Raw genomic sequence first — 18882 nt, 5'->3', positions numbered from 1 at the left:
CTCAACCACTGTATTTTCATCCAGCCTCACGAAAATGAAAAGTACTCGTGCGCTTGTCGTGGTGTTGGGCACCGGCGGCACCATCGCCGGCACGGCCACGGGCGCGGCCGACGCGCTCGCCTACCGCGCCGCGCAACTGGGCATCGAGCAACTCGTCCAGGCCGTGCCGCCGCTGGCCGGCACCCCGCTCGAATGCGAGCAGGTCGCCCAGATCGACAGCAAAGACATGGACTTCACCGTGTGGCAGGCGCTGGCCCGGCGCGTGTCACACCACCTCGGCCGCGATGAAGTCGCCGGCGTCGTCATCACCCACGGCACCGACACGCTCGAAGAGACCGCCTACTTCTTGCAGCGCGTGCTCGCGCCCACCAAGCCGGTCGTGCTGACCGCCGCGATGCGCCCCGCCACCGCCTTGCAGGCCGATGGCCCGCAGAACTTGCTCGACGCCGTGACCGTGGCCCGCACGCCCCAGGCCCGCGGCGTGGTGGCCGTGATGGCCGGCGCGGTGCATGCGGCCGCCGATGTGCGCAAGGCCCACACCGTGCGCATCGACGCGTTCGACTCCGGCGACGCCGGCCCCATCGCGTGGATCGAAGCGGGGCGCTTGCGCGAACTGCGCGGGTGGCCCGAAGGCGAGCCGGCGGGGGCCGATGTGGGCCGTGACCCGCAGGCGTGGCCGCGAGTTGCCATCGTGAGCAGCCATGCCGGCGCCGATGGTTTGCTGGTCGATGCCGCCGTGGCGGCGGGCGTGCAGGGCCTCGTCGCCGCCGGCACCGGCAATGGCACCTTGCACGCGTCGCTCGAAACCGCTTTGCTGCGCGCTCAGGCCGCGGGCGTGCAGGTGCTGCGATGCAGCCGCGTGCCCAGTGGCCCCGTGCTCGCCAAACCCGACGACACGCTCGAAGCCGGCGGCACGCTGTCGCCGGTGAAGGCGCGTGTGGAGTTGATGCTCCGCTTGCTCGCGCCCTGACGCGGGCACGTGCCGAGCGCTGCGCCCGCTGCTGCGCGGGGCTGCGCAGCAGCGGGGGATCAGCAACTGAACGGGTAGAACCGTTTCTCGGTCGTGGTGCCGTCGTGAGAGAGCGTCACCCAGCGCCCGTCTTCCTTGACCTCGGTGAAGCCGCAACCCAGGTGGCGAAAGTCTTCGTAGGTCTCCTGGTTCACGGGGTGGCCGCCCTCGGGTGAGATGACCTGGTACCGACCTCCGGCGGGTTCGGGCAGGCGCCGAACCATCATCCCGGTGCGCAAGCTCATGACCACCTCGCCTTCGATCACTGCCGTTGGTGTCATCGCGGCGGGGACGTCCTTGCGGTACACGCGAAGGCGCCCGTCCTCATCGCGACCGCTCACGTAGGCGCTGTGCTGGCTGCTGAAAAGGGCGACGCAGCGCTGCGAGCCCGGCGCGAGGGGCTGGTCGAGCAAGGGCTTGAGGCCCGCGTCGAACACCTGGCAGCGGCCGTCGGGCCAGCGTGTGGTGACCAGCACGGCACGTTCGGGCGAGGTGGTCCCGCTGTACGGGTTCTGCAAGTCGTGCAGCCACCGCATGTCGCCGAAGCCTTCAGGTGCCCCAGGCAGGCTCAGGGGCTGACCGTCCGTTGAATAGAGCTGGCTGCCCTTGCCATCGAAGGCACGCGCCAGCAGGTGCACGAGTTTCAGCCCGGGGCCTTCGATGCCGAACGCCTCGACGCTGCGCCATTGCGGCGCGATGACCTCGCGCAGCGTCGCCCGCGCGAGCACGCCCCGGCCGTCCCGCGTCTCGATGGAAATGAGGCCGAGAGGTTTCAAGCCGGTGTCTTGGGCATCGACCGAAACGAAGCTGCCCGGCGTGCGGGCGACCAGGCGGCCGCGCTCGAACAAGGCGAGGCGGGTACCGCCGTCACCCTCGGCCAGGGTCAACAGCACGCGCTCGGATGCGCCGCCTTGCTCAGCGGGCGCAGGCTCGGGATACGCAGCGTCGAAAGGCGCGAGACCGAACGTTTGGCCCCGGGCATCGACCAGGGTCGAGCAGCCTTGTCGCCAAGCCAGAAAGCCGTGATGGCCTCCGCCGAGAGCGATCGGGTAGACCGAGCGATACACCGTGCGCGGCTTGGGTGCCTTCCGCAGCACGAAGCGGCCCCGGTGGCCTTCCATGTGAGGCGTGAGCGACAGCGTGCGCACATGCTTGAACCACACGGGGTTGCGCACGAGGCGCCCGTCCGCCGTTTCGTCGAGGCCCGTGTAGGCCCCGTCGTCGTAGGCCTGGGGGTTCGGCTGGCAGGGTGCAGCCCCTGCGAATGTGCTGACCACCAGGGCCGTGATCGCTGCAATCCAGCGCGCAGCCCGTCCGTTCAAAGACCGCCCAGGCACAGGTACTTCACCTCGACATAGTCCTCGATGCCCTGGCGCGCGCCTTCGCGGCCGAGGCCCGATTGCTTCACGCCGCCGAAGGGCACTTCGGCGGTCGAGATCAGGCCGGTGTTGACGCCGACCATGCCGTATTCGAGCGCTTCGCCGACGCGGAAGATGCGGCCCACGTCGCGGCTGAAGAAGTAGCTGGCCAGCCCGAACTCGGTGTCGTTGGCCAGGTGGATGGCTTCTTCTTCGGTCTTGAAGCGAAACACCGGGGCGACCGGGCCGAAGGTCTCTTCGCGCGCGCACAGCATGTCGCTCGTGGCGTCGGCCAGCACGGTGGGTTCGATGAAGCGGGCCGCGAGCTTGTGGCCGCCGGTCAGCAGGCGGGCGCCCTTGGCCTGCGCGTCGGCGATGTGGCGTTCGACCTTGGCGACGGCCTGGTCGTCGATCAGCGGGCCCACGTTCACGCCGGCCTCGAAGCCGTTGCCGACCTTCAGGCCCTGCGCACGCTCGGCGAGCTTGTCCACGAAACGGTCGTAGATGCCGTCTTGCACATAGAAACGGTTCGCGCACACGCAGGTCTGGCCGGCGTTGCGATACTTGCTGGCGAGTGCGCCTTCGACGGCGGCGTCGAGGTCGGCGTCGTCGAAGACGATGAAGGGCGCGTTGCCGCCGAGTTCGAGCGAGAGCTTTTTGATCGTCGGCGCGCACTGGGCGGCGAGGATGCGGCCGACCTCGGTCGAGCCGGTGAACGACAGGTGGCGCACGGTGTCGCTGGTGCACAGCACCTTGCCCACGGCGATGGATTGGTCGCCATCGGCCGTGACCACGTTCAACACGCCCGGCGGCATGCCCGCGCGCTGCGCCAACTCGGCCACGGCCAGCGCCGACAGCGGCGTCTGCTCGGCCGGCTTGATGACCACCGGGCAGCCGGCGGCAAGCGCCGGTGCGACCTTGCGCGTGATCATCGCGATCGGGAAGTTCCACGGCGTGATCGCCGCGCACACGCCGACCGGTTGCTTCAGCACGAGGTAGCGCTTGGTGGCGTCGGTGGTCGGCACGACCTCGCCATACACGCGCCGGCCTTCTTCGGCGAACCACTCGATGAAGCTCGCGCCGTAGCCGACCTCGCCCTTGGCCTCGGCCAGCGGCTTGCCTTGCTCGGCGGTCATCAGCCGCGCCAGGTCGTCGGCGTGCTGATTCAGCAGCGCAAACCACTTCATCAGGATGGCGGCGCGCGCCTTCGCGGTGGTGTTGCGCCACGCCGGCCAGGCGGCGTTGGCGGCGGCGATCGCGCGCTCGGTCTCGGCCACGCCGAGGTTGGCCACCTCGGCGAGCTTGTGGCCCGTGGCCGGGTCGGTCACGTCGAAGCGGGCACTCCCGGCAACCCACTGGCCGCCGATCAGCGCGTCGGTCTTCAGCAGGGTCGGGTCGGCGAGGGCGGCGAGCGGCGAGGTGGGGGTGTTCATGGCAGAGGTCTCCGAGGGGCCGCAACCAGGGAAATCGAGGGCCCGTGCAAGCGAATGCCGGGGATCATAGGCCGGGGTGCCCGCGCCGCCGCGCCGTGGGAAAATCCCGCCTTCGCGCCCATGGCATGCCGCCCCGCGCCCCCGGTCACCCACATCAGAAAGCCTCGGATGAAAGCCTCCGAAATCCGCGCCCTGTTTTTGAAGTTCTTCGAGTCGAAGGGCCACACGATCGTCGCGTCCAGCCCCGTGGTGCCGGGCGACGACCCGACGCTCTTGTTCACCAACGCCGGCATGAACCAGTTCAAGGACGTGTTCCTCGGCTTCGACAAGCGCCCGTACTCGCGCGCCACCACGTCGCAGAAGTGCATCCGCGCCGGCGGCAAGCACAACGACCTCGAGAACGTGGGCTACACCGCGCGCCACCACACCTTCTTCGAGATGCTGGGCAACTTCAGCTTCGGCGACTACTTCAAGCACGACGCCATCAAGTACGCCTGGGAGCTGCTGACCGAGGTCTACAAGCTGCCCAAAGAGAAGCTCTGGGTCACGGTGTACGCCGAAGACGACGAGGCCTACGACATCTGGCACAAGGAAGTCGGCGTGCCCACCGAACGCATCATCCGCATCGGCGACAACAAGGGCGCACGCTATGCGTCCGACAACTTCTGGATGATGGGCGACACGGGCCCCTGTGGCCCTTGCACCGAGATCTTCTACGACCACGGCGAGGGCATCTACGGCGGCCCCCCGGGCTCGCCCGAAGAAGACGGCGACCGCTACATCGAGATCTGGAACAACGTGTTCATGCAGTTCAACCGCGACGAAGCGGGCGTGATGCACAAGCTGCCCAAGCCGAGCGTGGACACGGGCATGGGGCTGGAGCGCATCACCGCGGTCCTGCAGCACGTGCATAGCAACTACGAAATCGACACCTTCGTGGCGCTGCTGGCGGCGGCGAAGAAGGCGGTCGATGCGGCGGGCGCCGGCGATTGCGACAAGGACTCGCCTTCGCTGAAGGTGATCGCCGACCACATCCGCGCGTGCAGCTTCACGGTGACCGATGGCGTGATCCCCAGCAACGCCGGCCGCGGCTATGTGCTGCGCCGCATCGCGCGCCGGGCCATCCGCCACGGCTACAAGCTGGGTGCGCGCAAGCCCTTCTTCCACGCCATCGTGCCGGCGCTGGTGGCCGAGATGGGCGACGCCTACCCCGAGCTGCGGCAGGCCGAGAAGCGCGTCACCGAGGTGCTGAAGACCGAAGAGGAAGGCTTCTTCCGCACCATCGCGAATGGCATGGAAATCCTCGAGAAGGCGCTGGCCAGCGGTGCCAAGCAGATCGACGGCGACACCGCCTTCAAGCTGCACGACACCTACGGCTTCCCGGTGGACCTGACCGCCGACGTGTGCCGCGAGCGCGATGTGACCGTCGATGAAGCGCGCTTCAACGCACTGCTGGCCGAGCAGCGCGACCGCGCCAAAGCCGCTGGCAAGTTCAAGATGGCCGCGGGCCTCGAATACAGCGGCGACGCGACCACCTTCCACGGCTACGAGCACCTGACGCGCGATTCGTCCAAGGTCACCGCCATCTACGTGGACGGCTCGCCCGTGCAGACCGCGAACGCCGGCGACGACGCGGTGGTCGTGCTCGACCACACGCCGTTCTACGCCGAGAGCGGCGGCCAGGTCGGCGACACCGGCGAGCTGCGCAACGCCACGTCTCGCTTCGTCGTCGAAGACACGATCAAGGTGCAGGCGGCCGTGTTTGGCCACCAGGGCCACATTGCCGAAGGCCGCGTGTCGGTCGGCGACGTGCTCAACGCCAAGGTCGATGCCGAGCGCCGCGCCAAGACGGTTCGCAACCACAGCGCCACCCACCTGATGCACAAGGCGCTGCGCGAGGTGCTGGGCGCGCACGTGCAGCAGAAGGGCTCGCTCGTCACGCCGGAACGCACGCGCTTCGACTTCGCACACAACGCACCGCTGAGCGACGCCGAGATCAAGCAGGTTGAGGCGCTGGTCAACGCCGAGATCCTGCAGAACCACGCCACCAACGCGCGCGTGATGCCCATCGACGAGGCCCAGAAGGTCGGCGCGATGATGCTGTTCGGCGAGAAGTACGGCGACGAAGTGCGCGTGCTCGACATCGGCAGCAGCCGCGAGCTCTGCGGCGGCACGCACGTGCAACGCACCGGTGACATCGGCCTCTTCAAGATCGTGGCCGAGAGCGGCGTGGCCGCCGGCATCCGCCGCGTCGAAGCCGTGACGGGCGAGAACGCGCTGGCCTACCTGCAGTCGCTTGAAGGCACGGTGAACCAGATCGCCGGCACGCTGAAGACGGCGCCTGCCGAAGCCGCTGGCCGCTTGGCGCAGGTGCTCGATCAGGTGCGCGCGCTCGAGAAGGAGCTGGCCGCCATCAAGGGCAAGCTGGCGTCGTCGCAAGGCGATGAACTGATGGCCCAAGCCGTCGATGTGAAGGGCCTCAAGGTCTTGGCCGCCATGCTCGAAGGCGCCGACGCCAAGGCGCTGCGCGAGACAATGGACAAGCTGAAAGACAAGCTCAAGACCGCTGCCATCGTGCTGGCCGCGGTGGACGGCGGCAAGGTGCAACTCGCCGCCGGCGTCACCAACGACAGCATTGGCAAGGTCAAGGCCGGCGAGCTGGTGAATTTCGTCGCGCAGCAGGTCGGCGGCAAGGGCGGTGGCAAGCCCGACATGGCGATGGCCGGCGGCACCGACCCCTCCAAGCTGGCGCTGGCGCTGGCCTCGGTGCAGGCCTGGGTGGCCGAGCGGGTGTGACGCTTCGGGTCGTCAAGACCGCGCGATGAGCACGAAGCGTTCATTGCGCATCGGTTGGATGGCCGTGCTGCTGGCCGGGGCCGGTGGCGCGTGGGCCCAATCGGCCTGGCAGCACGTGCCGCCGGGTGGCTTGGTCAGCCCCGGCCCGGTGTTGGCTCCCCGGCCGCCGCCCGCCGCGGCCTGGGAGCCGAAGCAACTGGTCGAAGCCTTCCGTGAAGCCTGCGTGCTGCACGAAGGTGAGCCGGGCGCGGCTGCTGACTGGGCCTTGGCGCGCGGCTACGAGCCGGCCGACTTGCAACAGGGTGGCCGGGGCGATGGCTTGCTGAGCGGTCAGCGCGGCACCGTGCTCGCGGCGCCGGCCAGTGGCGGCCAGGTGCTCTTGGTGATGGCCGAGGGCCGGGGGTGCAGCGTATGGGCCGACCAGGCCCTGGGCCCGGCCGTGCGCCTGGCCTTTGCGGCGATGGTGGGTGAGTTGACCGCCAAAGGCGCACGCGTCCAGGCCCAGATCGACCGGCCGGTCGAACGCGCCGGCGCCTGGCGCCACCAGGCGCAGTGGCGCTACCGCCGCGTCGGCGGCACGCAAGATTTCGCGCTGGGTGCTGCGACGACGCTCACCGACAGCCCGGGCACGCAACTGCTGCACCTGCAGCCGCAGGCGGCGGCGGTCAACTACACGCCCGACGGACAGCCGGTGCGCTGACTGCCGCCGGCGCGATCACGCGTAGCGCAACTCGGTCGCCTTGCCGCGGAACACGCGGTACGCGAACACCGTGTAGCCCGCGATCATCGGCACGGTGATCGCGGTGCCGATCAAGATCACCTTCAGCGAGGCGGGTGCCGACGCGGCCTGCCAAATGGTCATCTTGTCCATGATGACGAACGGGTACAGGCTGTACGCGAGGCCGAAGAAGCCCAGCACGAAGATGCCCACCGTCAGCGCAAACGGCACCCAGCACCACTTGCCAAGGATGCGCGGCGCATTCAAGGCCATGCGCAGCACCACGAGCGCGGCGAGCGTCGTCAGCGGAATGGGCAGCAGCGCAATGAACGCCGGCATGCTGAACCAGCGCTCGCGCACCGTCTCACTCACCCAGGGCGTGGCGATCGAGATGAGCCCGATGCCCAGCACGACCGGCAGCCACGCGAGCTTGGCCCAGCCGACGGCGCGGCGTTGCAGCTCGCCTTCGGTCTTCAGGATCAGCCAGCCGGCGCCCATCAGCACATAGGCGGCGGGCAGGGCGACGGCGATGGTCGCGGCGAAGGCCGTGTACTGCCAGCCTTCTTCGAGGCCGGTGATGTAGCGCCCGAGCATCCAGCCCTGGGCGACCGAGGCCAAGCCCGAGCCGGCGAAGAACAGGCGGTTCCACAGCGGCTTGTGCGCGGCATGCGCCTTCACGCGAAAGTCGAAGGCCACGCCGCGCAGGATCAAGCCGATCAGCATCAGCGCCGTGGGCAGGTACAGCGCGGTCAGCACCACGCCGTGCGCCTTGGGAAAGGCGATCAGCAAAATGCCCACGCCCAGCACCAGCCAGGTTTCGTTGGCGTCCCAGAAGGGGCCGATGGACGCGACCATCGTGTCCTTCTGCACATCGCTCGCGCGGTGCATCAACAGGCCCACGCCGAGGTCGTAGCCATCGAGCACCACGTAGGTCAGCATGGCCACGCCCATCAAGGCCATGAAGATGACGGGCAGCATGTGATCGAAGCTCATCGCGGGCCTCCTTCGGCCTTCAGCGGCGCGGTGATCGCACCGGGTGGGGTGGCCGCGCGTTCGCGCGCTTCGTCAGCGAGCACCTGCTCGGGCTTTTCGGCCATGTACTTGAGCACCCCGATGTAGGCCACGATCAGCGCGAGGTACAGCGTGACGTACAGCGCGAGCGTGAAGGCGATCATCGGCGAGGGCACGGTCGAGGCCACGTCGGCGGTGCGCAGCAGGCCGTAGACGATGAAAGGCTGCCGCCCGATCTCGGTGACGTACCAGCCCGCGACCGTGGCGACCCAGCCCGAGAAGGTCATCCCGGCCAGCGCCCACAACAACCAGCGCGGCAAGCGCTCGGCGACCCACGCGCGGCGCTTGTAGACGAACAGCCCCGACCAGCTCACCGCGAGCATCAGCATGCCCACGCCCACCATGAGGCGAAAGCCGAAGAACAGCGGCTTGACCGGCGGATGCGCGCCTTCGAACTCGTTCAGGCCCTTCAACTCGCCGTCGGCCTCGTGCGTGAGGATGAGGCTCGCCCCGCGCGGTATGCCGATGGCGAAGTCGTTGCGCCGATCGGCTTCGTTCGGCCACGCAAACAGCAGCAGCGGTGCGCCGCGCTCGGTGTGCCAGATGCCTTCCATCGCGGCGATCTTGGCCGGCTGGTGCTTCAAGGTGTTCAACCCGTGCAGGTCGCCCACGAAGATCTGCACCGGGATCAGCAGCGCGCCCATCACGAGCCCGGTGCGCAGCACACGCGCCGTCGAGCGGTTGGCCTTGCCCTTGAGCAACTGCCACGCGCTGATGCCGGCCAGCAAGAAGGCCACCGTCAGCGCCGAGGCCAGCAGCTTGTGGCCCAGGCGGTAGGGCAGCGAGGGGTTGAACACCACCTCCATCCAGCTCTTCACATGGAACTCGCCGTTGATGATTTCGTGGCCGGTGGGCGTCTGCATCCACGAGTTGAGGCTCAGGATCCAGAACGCGCTGAGCGTGGTGCCGAAGGCCACGAGAAAGGTCGCCACCAGGTGGGCGCGTTCGCTCACCTTGCCGTGGCCGAACAGCATGATCCCCAGGAAGCTCGCCTCCAAGAAGAACGCGGTCAGCACCTCGTAGCCCAGCAGCGGCCCGGCCACGTTGCCGGCCTTTTCCATGAAACCGGGCCAGTTGGTGCCGAACTGAAAGCTCATCGTGATGCCGCTGACCACGCCCAGCGCGAAGGTCAGTGCGAACACCTTGGTCCAGAAGCGATACGCGGTGAGCCAGGCTTCGTCGTGCGTCGAGAGCCAGCGCAGGCGAAAGAACAGCAGCACCCAGCCGAGCGAGATGCTGATGGTCGGGAAGAGGATGTGGAAGGTGATGTTGGCGGCGAACTGCATGCGCGCCAGGAGCAGGGCGTCCATCATCACTTGGCTCCCTTCGGCTGCGCCGGCTTGCCGCCGGCGATGACTTTCATCTTGCCGGTGAATTCGAGCACGCGCTGCACCTTCGAGCCCATCTTCATCAGCTTGGACAAGGTCTGCGAATCCATGTCGCGCACGTCGTCGAACCAGGTCGTCATCAGCTCGATGAGGTCGTGCATGCTCTTCATGCGTTCTTGCGCCACGCGGTCGTCTTCGGTGCGCGGCTCTTCGATCAGCGCATTGCGCAGCATCGACAGCGTGGGCTCGACCTCGCGCCGGCGGCGCTCTTCGGCCAGGGTGCGAAAGATTTCCCACGCGTCGGTGGGCGCCTCGAAGTACTCGCGGCGGTCACCGGGCTGGTGGCGCAACTGCACCAGCCGCCAGGCCTGCAGTTCTTTGAGGCCCATGCTGACGTTGGAGCGCGAAAACTCCAGCGCTTCGCCGATATCGTCGGCATTCAAGGGGCGGGGTGAGACGTAGATCAGCGCATAGATCTGCCCCACCGTGCGGTTGATGCCCCAGCGGCTGCCCATCTCGCCAAAGTGGCTGACGAAGCTGTGGACCAGGGGCGACATGCTGCTCATGCGGACACTCCAAACGGTGAAGCCGCCTGCGCGCCGCGGTCGCCGCGCGAAGCGAGCCTCGTTGACCTGCCGCAAATTCTATTTGAATTTTCAGTAATTCTTGAAAATTCAAGATGCACTGGAGTGTGGGGTCTTGCGTGCGTTGTTCACGCCTGGGCCCAAAACACGGCGAACCAGCCGCGTGCATCGGTCCAGTGGCGCATTTGTCGAAAGCCGGCATGGCGCAGCAGCGCCTCGAAGGTGCCCAGCGTGTACTTGTGCGAGCACTCGGTGTGGATGCGCTCGCCGGCCGCGAAGTGCCGTTCGTTGCCGGGCCATTGCACGTGCTGTGCGGTCGTAGCTTCGAGGTGCATTTCGACGCATGAACGCACGCGGTTGAAATGGGCCAAGTGACGCCAATGTGCTGCGTTGAAGTCGCTGCCGATCAGTCGGTTGACGTGGCGCAGCGCGTTGCGGTTGAAGGCGGCCGTCACGCCGAGTGCGTCGTCGTAGGCGGCTTCGAGCACGTCCAGCGGCTTGAGCAGGTCCACGCCGATCAAGAGGCCGCCGTCGCCGGCCTGCTCGCGGATGTGCGTCAGCAGGCGTTCAGCCGCGTCGGTGTCGAAGTTGCCAATGCTCGAACCGGGGTAGAAAAAAACCGGGCGCTCGCCACGCAGCTCGGCGTCGATGGACAGGCGCGACGAGAAGTCCTGACCGAGGCCGACCACGTCGAGCGTCGGGTGGCGGTGCTGCACGGTTTGCAAGGCGTCGCGCAGAAATTCCACCGAGATGTCCACGGCGACGTAGCGTTGCGGGCGCAGTGCGTCGAAGAGCGACACCGCCTTGGCACAGTTGCCGGCGCCCAGGTCGATGAGCGTGACGTTGCGCCCGACGGCCGCCGCCATGTCGAGTCGATGCGCGCGAAAGACTGCGGCTTCGGTGCGCGTCGGATAGTACTCGTCGAGCTCGGTGATCGCGTCGAAGAGAACCGAGCCGAGGCGGTCGTAGAAGAACTTCGGCGACAGCGCCGCATGCTTGCGCAGCAGGCCTTCGACGATCTCTTCGCGCACCGCGTCGGCGTCGCCGTGGTGGGTCTGGATGAAGCGGGGCTCGCGGACGGTGGCGGGGCGGCTCATGGGTCTCCTTTTCCGTGGCGGTGCGCGAGGCAGCGTGCACGCGGCTTGTAGCACCGCTGTGACACGCGGTGTGGCTTGCCCATGGCAAGGCATGTGCCTGGGTGGCGTCCATAATCGCGGCCTTCTCGCCAGCGCGCCCGCGCAGGGTTTTCTCAGCCGACATGCGCCGAAGGGCGCCCTGAGCATGAACGAACGACTCGATCTGGCCGGCCGGCACCTCGTGCTGGGCCTGAGCGGTGGCATCGCCTGCTACAAGTCCGCCGAACTGGTGCGCGCCCTCACCAAGGCCGGCGCGACCGTGCAGGTGGTGATGAGCGAAGCCGCCGAACACTTCATCACGCCTGCCACGATGCAGGCGCTGTCGAACCGCAAGGTCTACAGCAGTCAGTGGGACGCCCGCGAGCCCAACGGCATGGCGCACATCAACCTCACGCGCGGGGCCGATGCCGTGATCGTCGCGCCCGCCAGCGCCGACTTCATCGCCAAGCTGGCGCAGGGCCGAGCCGACGACCTGCTGAGCCTCATGTGCCTGGCGCGGCCGGTCGAGCGCTGCCCCTTGCTCATCGCCCCGGCGATGAACCGCGAGATGTGGGCGCACCCCGCCACACAACGCAACGTGGCCCAGGTGCAGGCCGATGGCGCCACCGTGTTCGGCCCCGGCAACGGCGACCAGGCCTGCGGCGAGATCGGCGATGGCCGCATGCTCGAAGCTGAAGAGCTGTGCGAAGACGTGGTCGCGTTTTTCCAGCCCAAGGTGCTGGCCGGTCGCAAGGTGCTGATCACCGCCGGTCCGACCTTCGAGCCCATCGACCCGGTTCGGGGCATCACCAACCTCTCCAGCGGCAAGATGGGTTTCGCGCTGGCCCGCGCGGCGCACGAGGCCGGCGCCGACGTCACGCTGGTCGCCGGCCCGGTGCACCTGCCCACGCCGCGTGGCGTGCGCCGCGTCAACGTGCAGACCGCGCAGCAGATGTTCGACGCGGTCGTGCCGCAGGCGACGCAGCACGGCGTGTTCATCGCCACCGCCGCCGTGGCCGACTGGCGGCCGGCGGCGCTGTCTGACCACAAGATCAAGAAAGACGGCAACAAGGTCGCGCCGACCTTCGAGCTGACCGAGAACGCCGACATCCTGGCCGCCGTGGCGGCCTTGCCCGACCGGCCCTATTGCGTGGGCTTCGCGGCCGAGAGCCACGACCTGCTGAAGCATGCGCGCGAAAAGTTGCTGCGCAAGAAGGTGCCGTTGATCGTCGGCAACCTCGGCCCCGCCACCTTCGGTCGCGATGACAACGCGTTGCTGCTGGTCGATGCCGACGGGCAGCGCGACATCCCGCAGGCCGACAAGCTCACGCTCGCCCGCACCCTGGTGCAAGACATCGCGGCCCGGCTGGCCCGGGCTCTTGCCTGACCCCTCGCCTGATCCTTGCCCGAGTCTCCACGCATGACCACCCATTCCATCGACCTCAAGGTGCTCGACCCGCGCATGGCCGAGCAACTGCCGGCCTATGCCACCCCCGGCAGCGCCGGCCTTGACCTGCGCGCGTGCCTCGACCAGCCGCTGGTGCTTGAGCCGGGTCAGACCGTGCTCATCCCGACCGGCATCTCGATTCACATCGGTGACCCGGGCCTCGCGGCGATGATCCTTCCGCGTTCGGGCCTGGGCCACAAGCACGGCATCGTGCTCGGCAACCTGGTGGGTCTGATCGACTCCGACTACCAGGGCCCGCTGATGGTGAGCTGTTGGAACCGTGGCAACACGAGTTTCACCGTGCAGCCGATGGAGCGTATCGCGCAGCTCATCATCGTGCCCGTGGTGCAGGCGAGCTTCAGGCGGGTGGATGATTTCGCGGCGAGCGACCGCGGCGAGGGCGGCTTCGGCTCGACCGGCAAGCACTGAGAGCGGGCGGCGGCCCGCGGCGGGGGCGGCTCAGCCGCTCAATGCAGCGTGTTGCCGTTGGATTCGGTGACCACGCTGATCGCCGCCTGGCTCACGGTGCCGGCCTCGATCTCGTCGTCGGTCGCCTCGCGCACGTCGAGCACCTTCACGTCCAGCCGCAAGGCAATGCCGGCGAGCGGGTGGTTGCCGTCGAGCACCACGTGCGTCTCGTAAACCTCGGTGACCGTGTACACCGCATCGGCCGGCAGGCCTTCGGTCGCGGCACCTTCGGGCGGGCCGTCGAACTGCATGCCCGGCTCGACCGATTCGGGAAAGATCGAGCGCTCTTCGAAGAACACCAGGTCGGATTGGTAGTCGCCGAACGCGTGTTCGGGTTCGAGGTGCAGGCTGGTTTCGAACCCCGTCTCTTGCCCCGTCAATGCCTCTTCGACCTTGGCCAGCAAGTCGTCACCGCCGACAAAGAATTCCATCGGCGCTTCGAGCTCGTCGATGAGTTGACCTTGGGCATCTTCGAGTCGCCAAGTGAGGCTGACGACGCAGGGGGCAGTGATGATCATCGCGCGATGATCGCACAATCAACCCCATGAACATCCACGACCCAACGCCATTGCTGGCGGGGCTTTCGCCGCAAACATTCATGCGTCGGCATTGGCAAAAGAAGCCTTTGCTGATCCGCCAAGCGGTGCCCGGCGGTTGGCCTTTCATCACCCGCCGGGAGCTCTTTGAATTGGCCTCGCGCGACGACGTCGAGTCGCGCCTTATCGTGCGTGACGCCGCGCGCTGGAAGCTGCGCCGCGGGCCCTTGCCGCGTCGCGCATTACCCCCGGTGGCCAAGCCTGGCTGGACCCTGCTGGTGCAAGGGCTGGACCTTCACCACGACCCGGCGCGCGAGTTGCTGGAGCGCTTTCGCTTTGTCCCTGACGCACGGCTCGATGACCTGATGGTGTCGTGGGCGAGCGACGGCGGCGGCGTGGGGCCGCACATCGATTCGTACGACGTGTTTCTTTTGCAGGTGCACGGCCGCCGGCGCTGGCGCATCGGGCCGGTGCGCAACGACGCACTCGTACCCGACTTGCCGCTGCGCATCCTGAGCGACTTCGAGCCCAGCGAAGAGTGGCTGCTCGAACCGGGCGACATGCTGTACCTGCCGCCGCGCTGGGGCCACGACGGCGTGGCCGAGGGCGAATGCATGACGGCGTCGATCGGCTTTCGCTCGGCCCCGCGCAGCGAACTCGGCCGCGAGGTGCTGCTGCGCTTGCTTGATGCGTTCGAGCCCCCGCCCAAGGACCCGCTTTACCGCGACCCCGGCATGCCGGCAAGCGATGCGCCTGGCCGCGTGCCCGAGCCCTTGCAAGCCTTCGCTCTGGATGCGGTGCGACGCCTGATCGACGACCCCCAAGCCTTGGCCAGTGCGCTGGGCGAAGCGCTCAGCGAACCCAAGCCGCAGGTGTGGTTCGAAGCGGGCGAGCCCCTCCCGCGTGATCGTGGCATTCGCCTCGACCGCAAGACGCGCATGATGTATGACGAGCATCATGTCTTCATCAATGGCGAATCGTTCTGTGCCGGCGGACGCGATGCGCGCCTGATGCGCCAATTGGCCGACGAGCGCACATTGCCCGCGCGTGCCGTCGCCCAACTCAGCGACGATGCTGCCGAGTTGGTCGGCCAATGGGCCGAAGCCGGGTGGTTGCACGCCCATTAAGCATTCATTCACGGAGCTGACACATGACTGACAGCAGTTCGCGCATCCTCACCTCGCGCGGTGAATTGCACGACGCCATTCGCGAGGCCTTCGCACAAGCCGCTGCGCAGGGCTGCCGCGAAATCTTCATCAGCGATGCCGACTTCGCCGATTGGCCGCTCGGCGAGCGCGCGGTGATCGAAAGCCTCACGCAGTGGGCCTATGCGCATCGGAGGTTCACCATGCTGGCGCACCACTACGATGAGGTGCTGCGCCGGCATCCCCGCTTTGTCGACTGGCGCAGGCGCTGGGATCACGTGATCGACTGTCGTGCATTGACGGAACTTGAAGTCGAGCAGTTTCCGTCGATGATCATTGCCACTGGCGTGTTGACCTTGCGTGTGCTCGATGCAGAGTCTCACCGCACGGTGATCTCGAGCGATCCTGGCGACGAGTTGCGCGCCCGCGAGCGACTTGATGCGTGTCTACAACGGTCAGAGATTTCCTTTGCGGCCTCGACTGCGGGCCTCTAGGGAAGTTCCCTAGCCCGGGTATACTCGCGGGCTGGCATTGGAACGCATGTGCGTTCTGAGCCTGAATGAGCTGGGGATCGGCCGAGAGGAGGGTTCCCGCAATCACCGAATTGTTTGAACCTTATTGAGGATAAGTAATGAATAAGTCGCTTCTGTTGGCCTCCCTGTTCGCCGCTGCAACCCTGGCCGCCTGCGGCAAGAAGCCTGAAGAGGCTCCCGCTGCTCCGGCCCCCGCCGTTGAAGCTCCGGCCCCCGCCCCGGCTCCCGCCGTTGACGCTGCTTCGGCTGCCTCGGCTCCTGCCGACGCTGCTTCGGCTGCTGCCCCGGCCGCTTCCGCTGCCTCGAACTGATTCGATCCGGCCATTCGAAAAAAGCCGCCCAGTGGGCGGCTTTTTTCATTGTGCCGACGCAAAAGCATCGCCCGCTTGGGCCTCGCAGGCCTGTGTTCTCAGCGCAGCGACAGCCAATCGAAACCCTGGTCGGGGTCGGCGACGACGATGTCTTGCGGGGTGGCATTGACCACCTGGGCCAGCGCCGCGCGGGCCAGTTCAGGGCGGTTGTTCTGGGCGCTCAAATGGGCCGCAACAAGGTGTCGCATGCCGGCATGGTGGCAGGCTGCCAGGATCTGCGCCGAGACCTCGTTCGCCAGGTGTCCGAGCCGCCCGCCGATGCGGGCCTTCAGCGACGCGGGGTAGGCCGAGTCGGCGAGCAGTTGGTGGTCGTGGTTGCACTCCAGCAGCAGGGCATCGCACCCCTGCAGGTGGCCGGTCACGTGGGGCGTGGCGCAGCCCAGGTCGGTCAACACGCCCAGGTGCGATTGGCCGTCGGTGAATCGCAATTGCAGCGGTTCATTGGCGTCGTGCGGCACGGTGAACGGGGTCAGCTGCAAGTCTCCGATGGCGATGGTCTGACCGTCGCGTGCGAAGCCGATGCCGGGCAGCTCGGGTTCGCCGAGGGCGCGCCATGTGCCGCGGCTGGTCCACAGCGGCACTTGGTGGCGGCGCTGCAGCGTGAGTGCGCAGCCGACGTGGTCGCCATGCTCGTGGGTGACGAACACGGCGTCGATGTCGGTCGCTGAAAGGCCATGGCGGCCGAGCCGAAGTTGCAACTCTTTGAGCGAGAAACCGCAATCGACGAGCACCCGCGTGACGGTGCTGCCGCTGCGGGCCTCGACCAGCGTGGCATTGCCGCCGCTGCCGCTGCCCAGGCTGCAAAAGCGCATGGCGCGCTGCCCGCCGGTGCCGAAACCTGAACGCGCGGCTTACTTGAGGTCTTCGATCAGCAGCGCCACGATGCGGCGGCCCGCGTCGCCGTTCTCGGGGGCGCCTTGTGCGTCGAGCACCGACACCACGGTGCCTGCACCTTCGGCCTTGACCGAGACGCGGTAGCGCACCGGGCCGGTCGGGCCCGTGCTGCCGCGGAAGATGCGGCTGAAGAAGCCGGGCTCTTCTTTGCCGGCCTGGGCCGGGTCCACGTAGCGCACGAAATAGACGCCTTGGGCGCGGTCACGGTCTTCGACGGTGAAGCCGCTGCGGTCGAGCGCGAGGCCTACGCGGCGCCACGCGCGGTCGAAGCTGTCATCCACCTCGAGCGAGGCGGCCGGACGGCCCGGCAGCGCCCGAGCACGGGCGGCCTGTGTCGGCGCGGCGGGGTTGGCGGCCGCAGCGGTACCGGCTTCGACGGCCTTCGCCTGCTCAGCCGGGGCGCCGAGCTTGAGCATGATGCGCGACAGCATCGCGGATTCCATCTCGGGCTCGCGCGGGCGGGGCTGCCACACGGTGGTGTCTTTGTTGCTGCCGCTGTAGACCTCTTGCAGGCCCTTGTGGGTGATGTAGACCTCGGAGCCGCTGCCCGTGCGCTCGACGCGCACGCGGTACTTGTCGAGTTCGCCGGTCGAGTAGAGCCCTTCGAGCACCTTGCCCAGCGTGCGGCGGATCACGTCGCTGGGCAGGCGGGCGCGGTTCTCGGCCCATTCGGTTTCCATCAGGCCCACATCGGCCTGGTCCACCACCAGCGTCAGGCCGCGCTCTTTGAAGAAGGCCTGCAGCTGGGGCCACAGCTGCTCGGGAGGCAGCGAGGTGACGAGCCAGCGCATGTCGCCGCTGCGTTCGATGCGGAAGGTGCCGGCCGCCTGCACTGCGACGTTGCTCGGGGCTGAGGCGGGTGTGGCCGCGGCGGCTGTCTGGAAGTTGGTGGCGCTTACCGTGCCGCCTTGCGGCTGGTAGCGGCCGCTCTCGGCGCTGATCTGCGACAGGTCGGGCGGCACGTCCAGCGGGGTCTGGCGGACCTTGGTGCCCCGGTAGTCCACGCGGTTGTCGGCAACGCCTTCGAGTGATCCGCATGCGGTCAGGGCGATCAGCGAGGCCACGGCCGACATCAGCGCGGGGCGGGCAAGGGGGAAACGGGTCACGTTCGACTCTCCGGGGAATGGGGGCGCAGCCCATCGGGCCGCGCGGGGCGAACGGGGCGGATCCACATGGACCGCACCCGCGCAAGGGTCAGATCAGACCCGCTTCGCGCAAGGCTTGTTCCACGACCGCCTGGCTGGCGGCGGTGATCGGCTGGATGGGCAGGCGCAGGGTCTCGCCGCACTGGCCCATGCGCTTGAGCGCCCACTTGGTCGGTGCGGGGCTCGGCTCGATGAAGAGGTTTTTGTGCAGCGACAAGAGCTTCTTGTGGATTTCCATCGCCTCTTGCGCGCGGCCGCCCAGCGCGGCCATGCACAGCTCGTGCATCGCACGCGGCGCGACGTTGGCGGTGACGCTCACGTTGCCGTGGCCGCCCAGCAGCATCAGCGCGATGGCGGTCGGGTCGTCGCCCGAGTAGATCGAGAAGCCCTTCGGGGCTTGCTTGATCAGCCAGCAGGCGCGTTCGATGTTGCCGGTGGCTTCCTTGATGCCGACGATGCCAGGGATCTGCGCGAGGCGCAGCACCGTGTCGGGTTGCATGTCTGCCACCGTGCGGCCGGGCACGTTGTACAGCACCATCGGGATGTCGGCGGCTTCGGCGATGGCCTTGAAGTGCGCGTAGATGCCTTCTTGCGAGGGCTTGTTGTAGTACGGCACGACCGACAGGGTGCAATCGGCGCCGGCCTTCTTGGCGTAGCGCGACAGCTCGATCGCCTCGCGGGTGGCGTTCGCGCCGGTGCCCGCCATCACGGGCACACGGCCTGCGGCTTGCTCGACGGCGACGCGGATGATTTCGCAGTGCTCTTCGACGGACACGGTGGGCGATTCGCCCGTGGTGCCGACGACGCCGATGCAGTCGGTGCCTTCGGCGATGTGCCAGTCGATCAGGCGACGCAGGGCGTCGTAATCGACGGCGCCATCTTCTTGCATCGGCGTGACGAGAGCGACGATGCTGCCAACAATGGGTCTCAT

17 protein-coding genes are annotated in these 18882 nt (G+C 67.7%); 7 read left to right on the top strand and 10 right to left on the bottom strand.

All coding sequences use genetic code 11. From position 1 onward, the window contains the following. Positions 1 to 34: 34 nt before the first annotated feature. Positions 35 to 970, top strand: coding sequence for an asparaginase (locus AC1KAT_RS08310; protein ID WP_480324701.1), 936 nt, complete (start codon positions 35 to 37; stop codon positions 968 to 970). Between the two features lie 59 nt (positions 971 to 1029). Here AC1KAT_RS08310 and AC1KAT_RS08305 read toward each other — a convergent pair whose 3' ends face one another. After that, positions 1030 to 2286 carry a hypothetical protein gene (locus AC1KAT_RS08305; RefSeq protein ID WP_480324699.1) on the bottom strand — a complete coding sequence of 419 codons (1257 nt, stop codon included), beginning with the start codon at positions 2284 to 2286 and terminating at the stop codon, positions 1030 to 1032. Between the two features lie 41 nt (positions 2287 to 2327). After that, positions 2328 to 3800, bottom strand: coding sequence for an NAD-dependent succinate-semialdehyde dehydrogenase (locus AC1KAT_RS08300; protein WP_480324697.1), 1473 nt, complete (start codon positions 3798 to 3800; stop codon positions 2328 to 2330). A gap of 168 nt (positions 3801 to 3968) precedes the next feature. Between AC1KAT_RS08300 and alaS the strand changes: the two genes are divergently transcribed. Both alaS and AC1KAT_RS08290 read left to right on the top strand, forming a co-directional pair. Continuing rightward, positions 3969 to 6596 (top strand): alanine--tRNA ligase, encoded by a 2628-nt coding sequence (alaS, locus tag AC1KAT_RS08295; protein ID WP_480324695.1) that lies wholly within the window; start codon positions 3969 to 3971, stop codon positions 6594 to 6596. A gap of 25 nt (positions 6597 to 6621) precedes the next feature. Next, the gene (locus AC1KAT_RS08290) at positions 6622 to 7296 is read left to right on the top strand and encodes an NMCC_0638 family (lipo)protein (protein WP_480324693.1); all 675 of its coding nucleotides are present in this window, start codon (positions 6622 to 6624) and stop codon (positions 7294 to 7296) included. A gap of 15 nt (positions 7297 to 7311) precedes the next feature. Here the strand turns inward: AC1KAT_RS08290 and AC1KAT_RS08285 are convergent, their stop codons facing one another. The 4 genes from AC1KAT_RS08285 to egtD all read right to left on the bottom strand — a co-directional run bounded on the left by AC1KAT_RS08285 (position 7312) and on the right by egtD (position 11394). Next, on the bottom strand, positions 7312 to 8307 hold the full coding sequence (locus AC1KAT_RS08285; protein WP_480324692.1) for a cytochrome d ubiquinol oxidase subunit II: 996 nt from the start codon (positions 8305 to 8307) through the stop codon (positions 7312 to 7314). Further along, positions 8304 to 9695 carry a cytochrome ubiquinol oxidase subunit I gene (locus AC1KAT_RS08280; RefSeq protein ID WP_480324690.1) on the bottom strand — a complete coding sequence of 464 codons (1392 nt, stop codon included), beginning with the start codon at positions 9693 to 9695 and terminating at the stop codon, positions 8304 to 8306. Before AC1KAT_RS08280 ends, AC1KAT_RS08285 begins: the two co-directional genes overlap by 4 nt. A gap of 2 nt (positions 9696 to 9697) precedes the next feature. Then, on the bottom strand, positions 9698 to 10279 hold the full coding sequence (locus AC1KAT_RS08275; RefSeq protein ID WP_480324688.1) for a GbsR/MarR family transcriptional regulator: 582 nt from the start codon (positions 10277 to 10279) through the stop codon (positions 9698 to 9700). A 146-nt stretch (positions 10280 to 10425) separates the two neighbouring features. After that, a complete protein-coding gene (gene egtD, locus AC1KAT_RS08270) occupies positions 10426 to 11394 on the bottom strand; it encodes an L-histidine N(alpha)-methyltransferase (protein WP_480324686.1) in 969 nt (322 codons plus the stop codon). A 184-nt stretch (positions 11395 to 11578) separates the two neighbouring features. Between egtD and coaBC the strand changes: the two genes are divergently transcribed. Both coaBC and dut read left to right on the top strand, forming a co-directional pair. Then, the gene (gene coaBC, locus AC1KAT_RS08265; RefSeq protein WP_480324684.1) at positions 11579 to 12799 is read left to right on the top strand and encodes a bifunctional phosphopantothenoylcysteine decarboxylase/phosphopantothenate--cysteine ligase CoaBC; all 1221 of its coding nucleotides are present in this window, start codon (positions 11579 to 11581) and stop codon (positions 12797 to 12799) included. A gap of 33 nt (positions 12800 to 12832) precedes the next feature. After that, complete coding sequence (dut, locus tag AC1KAT_RS08260; protein ID WP_480324682.1) at positions 12833 to 13288, top strand: dUTP diphosphatase; 456 nt, start codon at positions 12833 to 12835, stop codon at positions 13286 to 13288. A gap of 38 nt (positions 13289 to 13326) precedes the next feature. Here dut and AC1KAT_RS08255 read toward each other — a convergent pair whose 3' ends face one another. Then, on the bottom strand, positions 13327 to 13845 hold the full coding sequence (locus AC1KAT_RS08255) for an FKBP-type peptidyl-prolyl cis-trans isomerase (protein WP_480324680.1): 519 nt from the start codon (positions 13843 to 13845) through the stop codon (positions 13327 to 13329). A gap of 26 nt (positions 13846 to 13871) precedes the next feature. On the opposite strand from AC1KAT_RS08255, the gene AC1KAT_RS08250 reads away from it, so the two are divergent. Both AC1KAT_RS08250 and AC1KAT_RS08245 read left to right on the top strand, forming a co-directional pair. After that, positions 13872 to 14990, top strand: a complete 1119-nt coding sequence (locus AC1KAT_RS08250) for a JmjC domain-containing protein (protein ID WP_480324679.1) — start codon at positions 13872 to 13874, stop codon at positions 14988 to 14990. Between the two features lie 23 nt (positions 14991 to 15013). Then, positions 15014 to 15502, top strand: coding sequence for a hypothetical protein (locus AC1KAT_RS08245; RefSeq protein WP_480324677.1), 489 nt, complete (start codon positions 15014 to 15016; stop codon positions 15500 to 15502). Positions 15503 to 15950: 448 nt separating this feature from the next. On the opposite strand, the gene AC1KAT_RS08240 is transcribed toward AC1KAT_RS08245, so the two are convergent. The 3 genes from AC1KAT_RS08240 to dapA form a co-directional block, all read right to left on the bottom strand. Next, the gene (locus AC1KAT_RS08240) at positions 15951 to 16724 is read right to left on the bottom strand and encodes an MBL fold metallo-hydrolase (protein ID WP_480324675.1); all 774 of its coding nucleotides are present in this window, start codon (positions 16722 to 16724) and stop codon (positions 15951 to 15953) included. A gap of 39 nt (positions 16725 to 16763) precedes the next feature. Continuing rightward, a complete protein-coding gene (bamC, locus tag AC1KAT_RS08235) occupies positions 16764 to 17912 on the bottom strand; it encodes an outer membrane protein assembly factor BamC (protein WP_480324673.1) in 1149 nt (382 codons plus the stop codon). Between the two features lie 88 nt (positions 17913 to 18000). Next, positions 18001 to 18882: a 4-hydroxy-tetrahydrodipicolinate synthase gene (gene dapA, locus AC1KAT_RS08230; RefSeq protein WP_480324671.1), complete on the bottom strand. Its 882-nt coding sequence runs from the start codon at positions 18880 to 18882 to the stop codon at positions 18001 to 18003.

It is taken from the genome of Piscinibacter sp. PDB5-1 (assembly GCF_056676035.1).
This window is presented reverse-complemented; position numbering and strand designations above follow the sequence as displayed.

Bases quoted from the DNA above. Each gene is read 5' to 3' on its own strand.
- AC1KAT_RS08310 (WP_480324701.1), top strand. From the start codon at position 35: ATGAAAAGTACTCGTGCGCTTGTCGTGGTGTTGGGCACCGGCGGCACC.
- AC1KAT_RS08300 (WP_480324697.1), bottom strand. From the start codon at position 3,800: ATGAACACCCCCACCTCGCCGCTCGCCGCCCTCGCCGACCCGACCCTG.
- alaS (WP_480324695.1), top strand. From the start codon at position 3,969: ATGAAAGCCTCCGAAATCCGCGCCCTGTTTTTGAAGTTCTTCGAGTCG.
- AC1KAT_RS08290 (WP_480324693.1), top strand. From the start codon at position 6,622: ATGAGCACGAAGCGTTCATTGCGCATCGGTTGGATGGCCGTGCTGCTG.
- AC1KAT_RS08285 (WP_480324692.1), bottom strand. From the start codon at position 8,307: ATGAGCTTCGATCACATGCTGCCCGTCATCTTCATGGCCTTGATGGGC.
- AC1KAT_RS08280 (WP_480324690.1), bottom strand. From the start codon at position 9,695: ATGGACGCCCTGCTCCTGGCGCGCATGCAGTTCGCCGCCAACATCACC.
- AC1KAT_RS08275 (WP_480324688.1), bottom strand. From the start codon at position 10,279: ATGAGCAGCATGTCGCCCCTGGTCCACAGCTTCGTCAGCCACTTTGGC.
- egtD (WP_480324686.1), bottom strand. From the start codon at position 11,394: ATGAGCCGCCCCGCCACCGTCCGCGAGCCCCGCTTCATCCAGACCCAC.
- coaBC (WP_480324684.1), top strand. From the start codon at position 11,579: ATGAACGAACGACTCGATCTGGCCGGCCGGCACCTCGTGCTGGGCCTG.
- dut (WP_480324682.1), top strand. From the start codon at position 12,833: ATGACCACCCATTCCATCGACCTCAAGGTGCTCGACCCGCGCATGGCC.
- AC1KAT_RS08255 (WP_480324680.1), bottom strand. From the start codon at position 13,845: ATGATCATCACTGCCCCCTGCGTCGTCAGCCTCACTTGGCGACTCGAA.
- AC1KAT_RS08250 (WP_480324679.1), top strand. From the start codon at position 13,872: ATGAACATCCACGACCCAACGCCATTGCTGGCGGGGCTTTCGCCGCAA.
- AC1KAT_RS08245 (WP_480324677.1), top strand. From the start codon at position 15,014: ATGACTGACAGCAGTTCGCGCATCCTCACCTCGCGCGGTGAATTGCAC.
- AC1KAT_RS08240 (WP_480324675.1), bottom strand. From the start codon at position 16,724: ATGCGCTTTTGCAGCCTGGGCAGCGGCAGCGGCGGCAATGCCACGCTG.
- dapA (WP_480324671.1), bottom strand. From the start codon at position 18,882: ATGAGACCCATTGTTGGCAGCATCGTCGCTCTCGTCACGCCGATGCAA.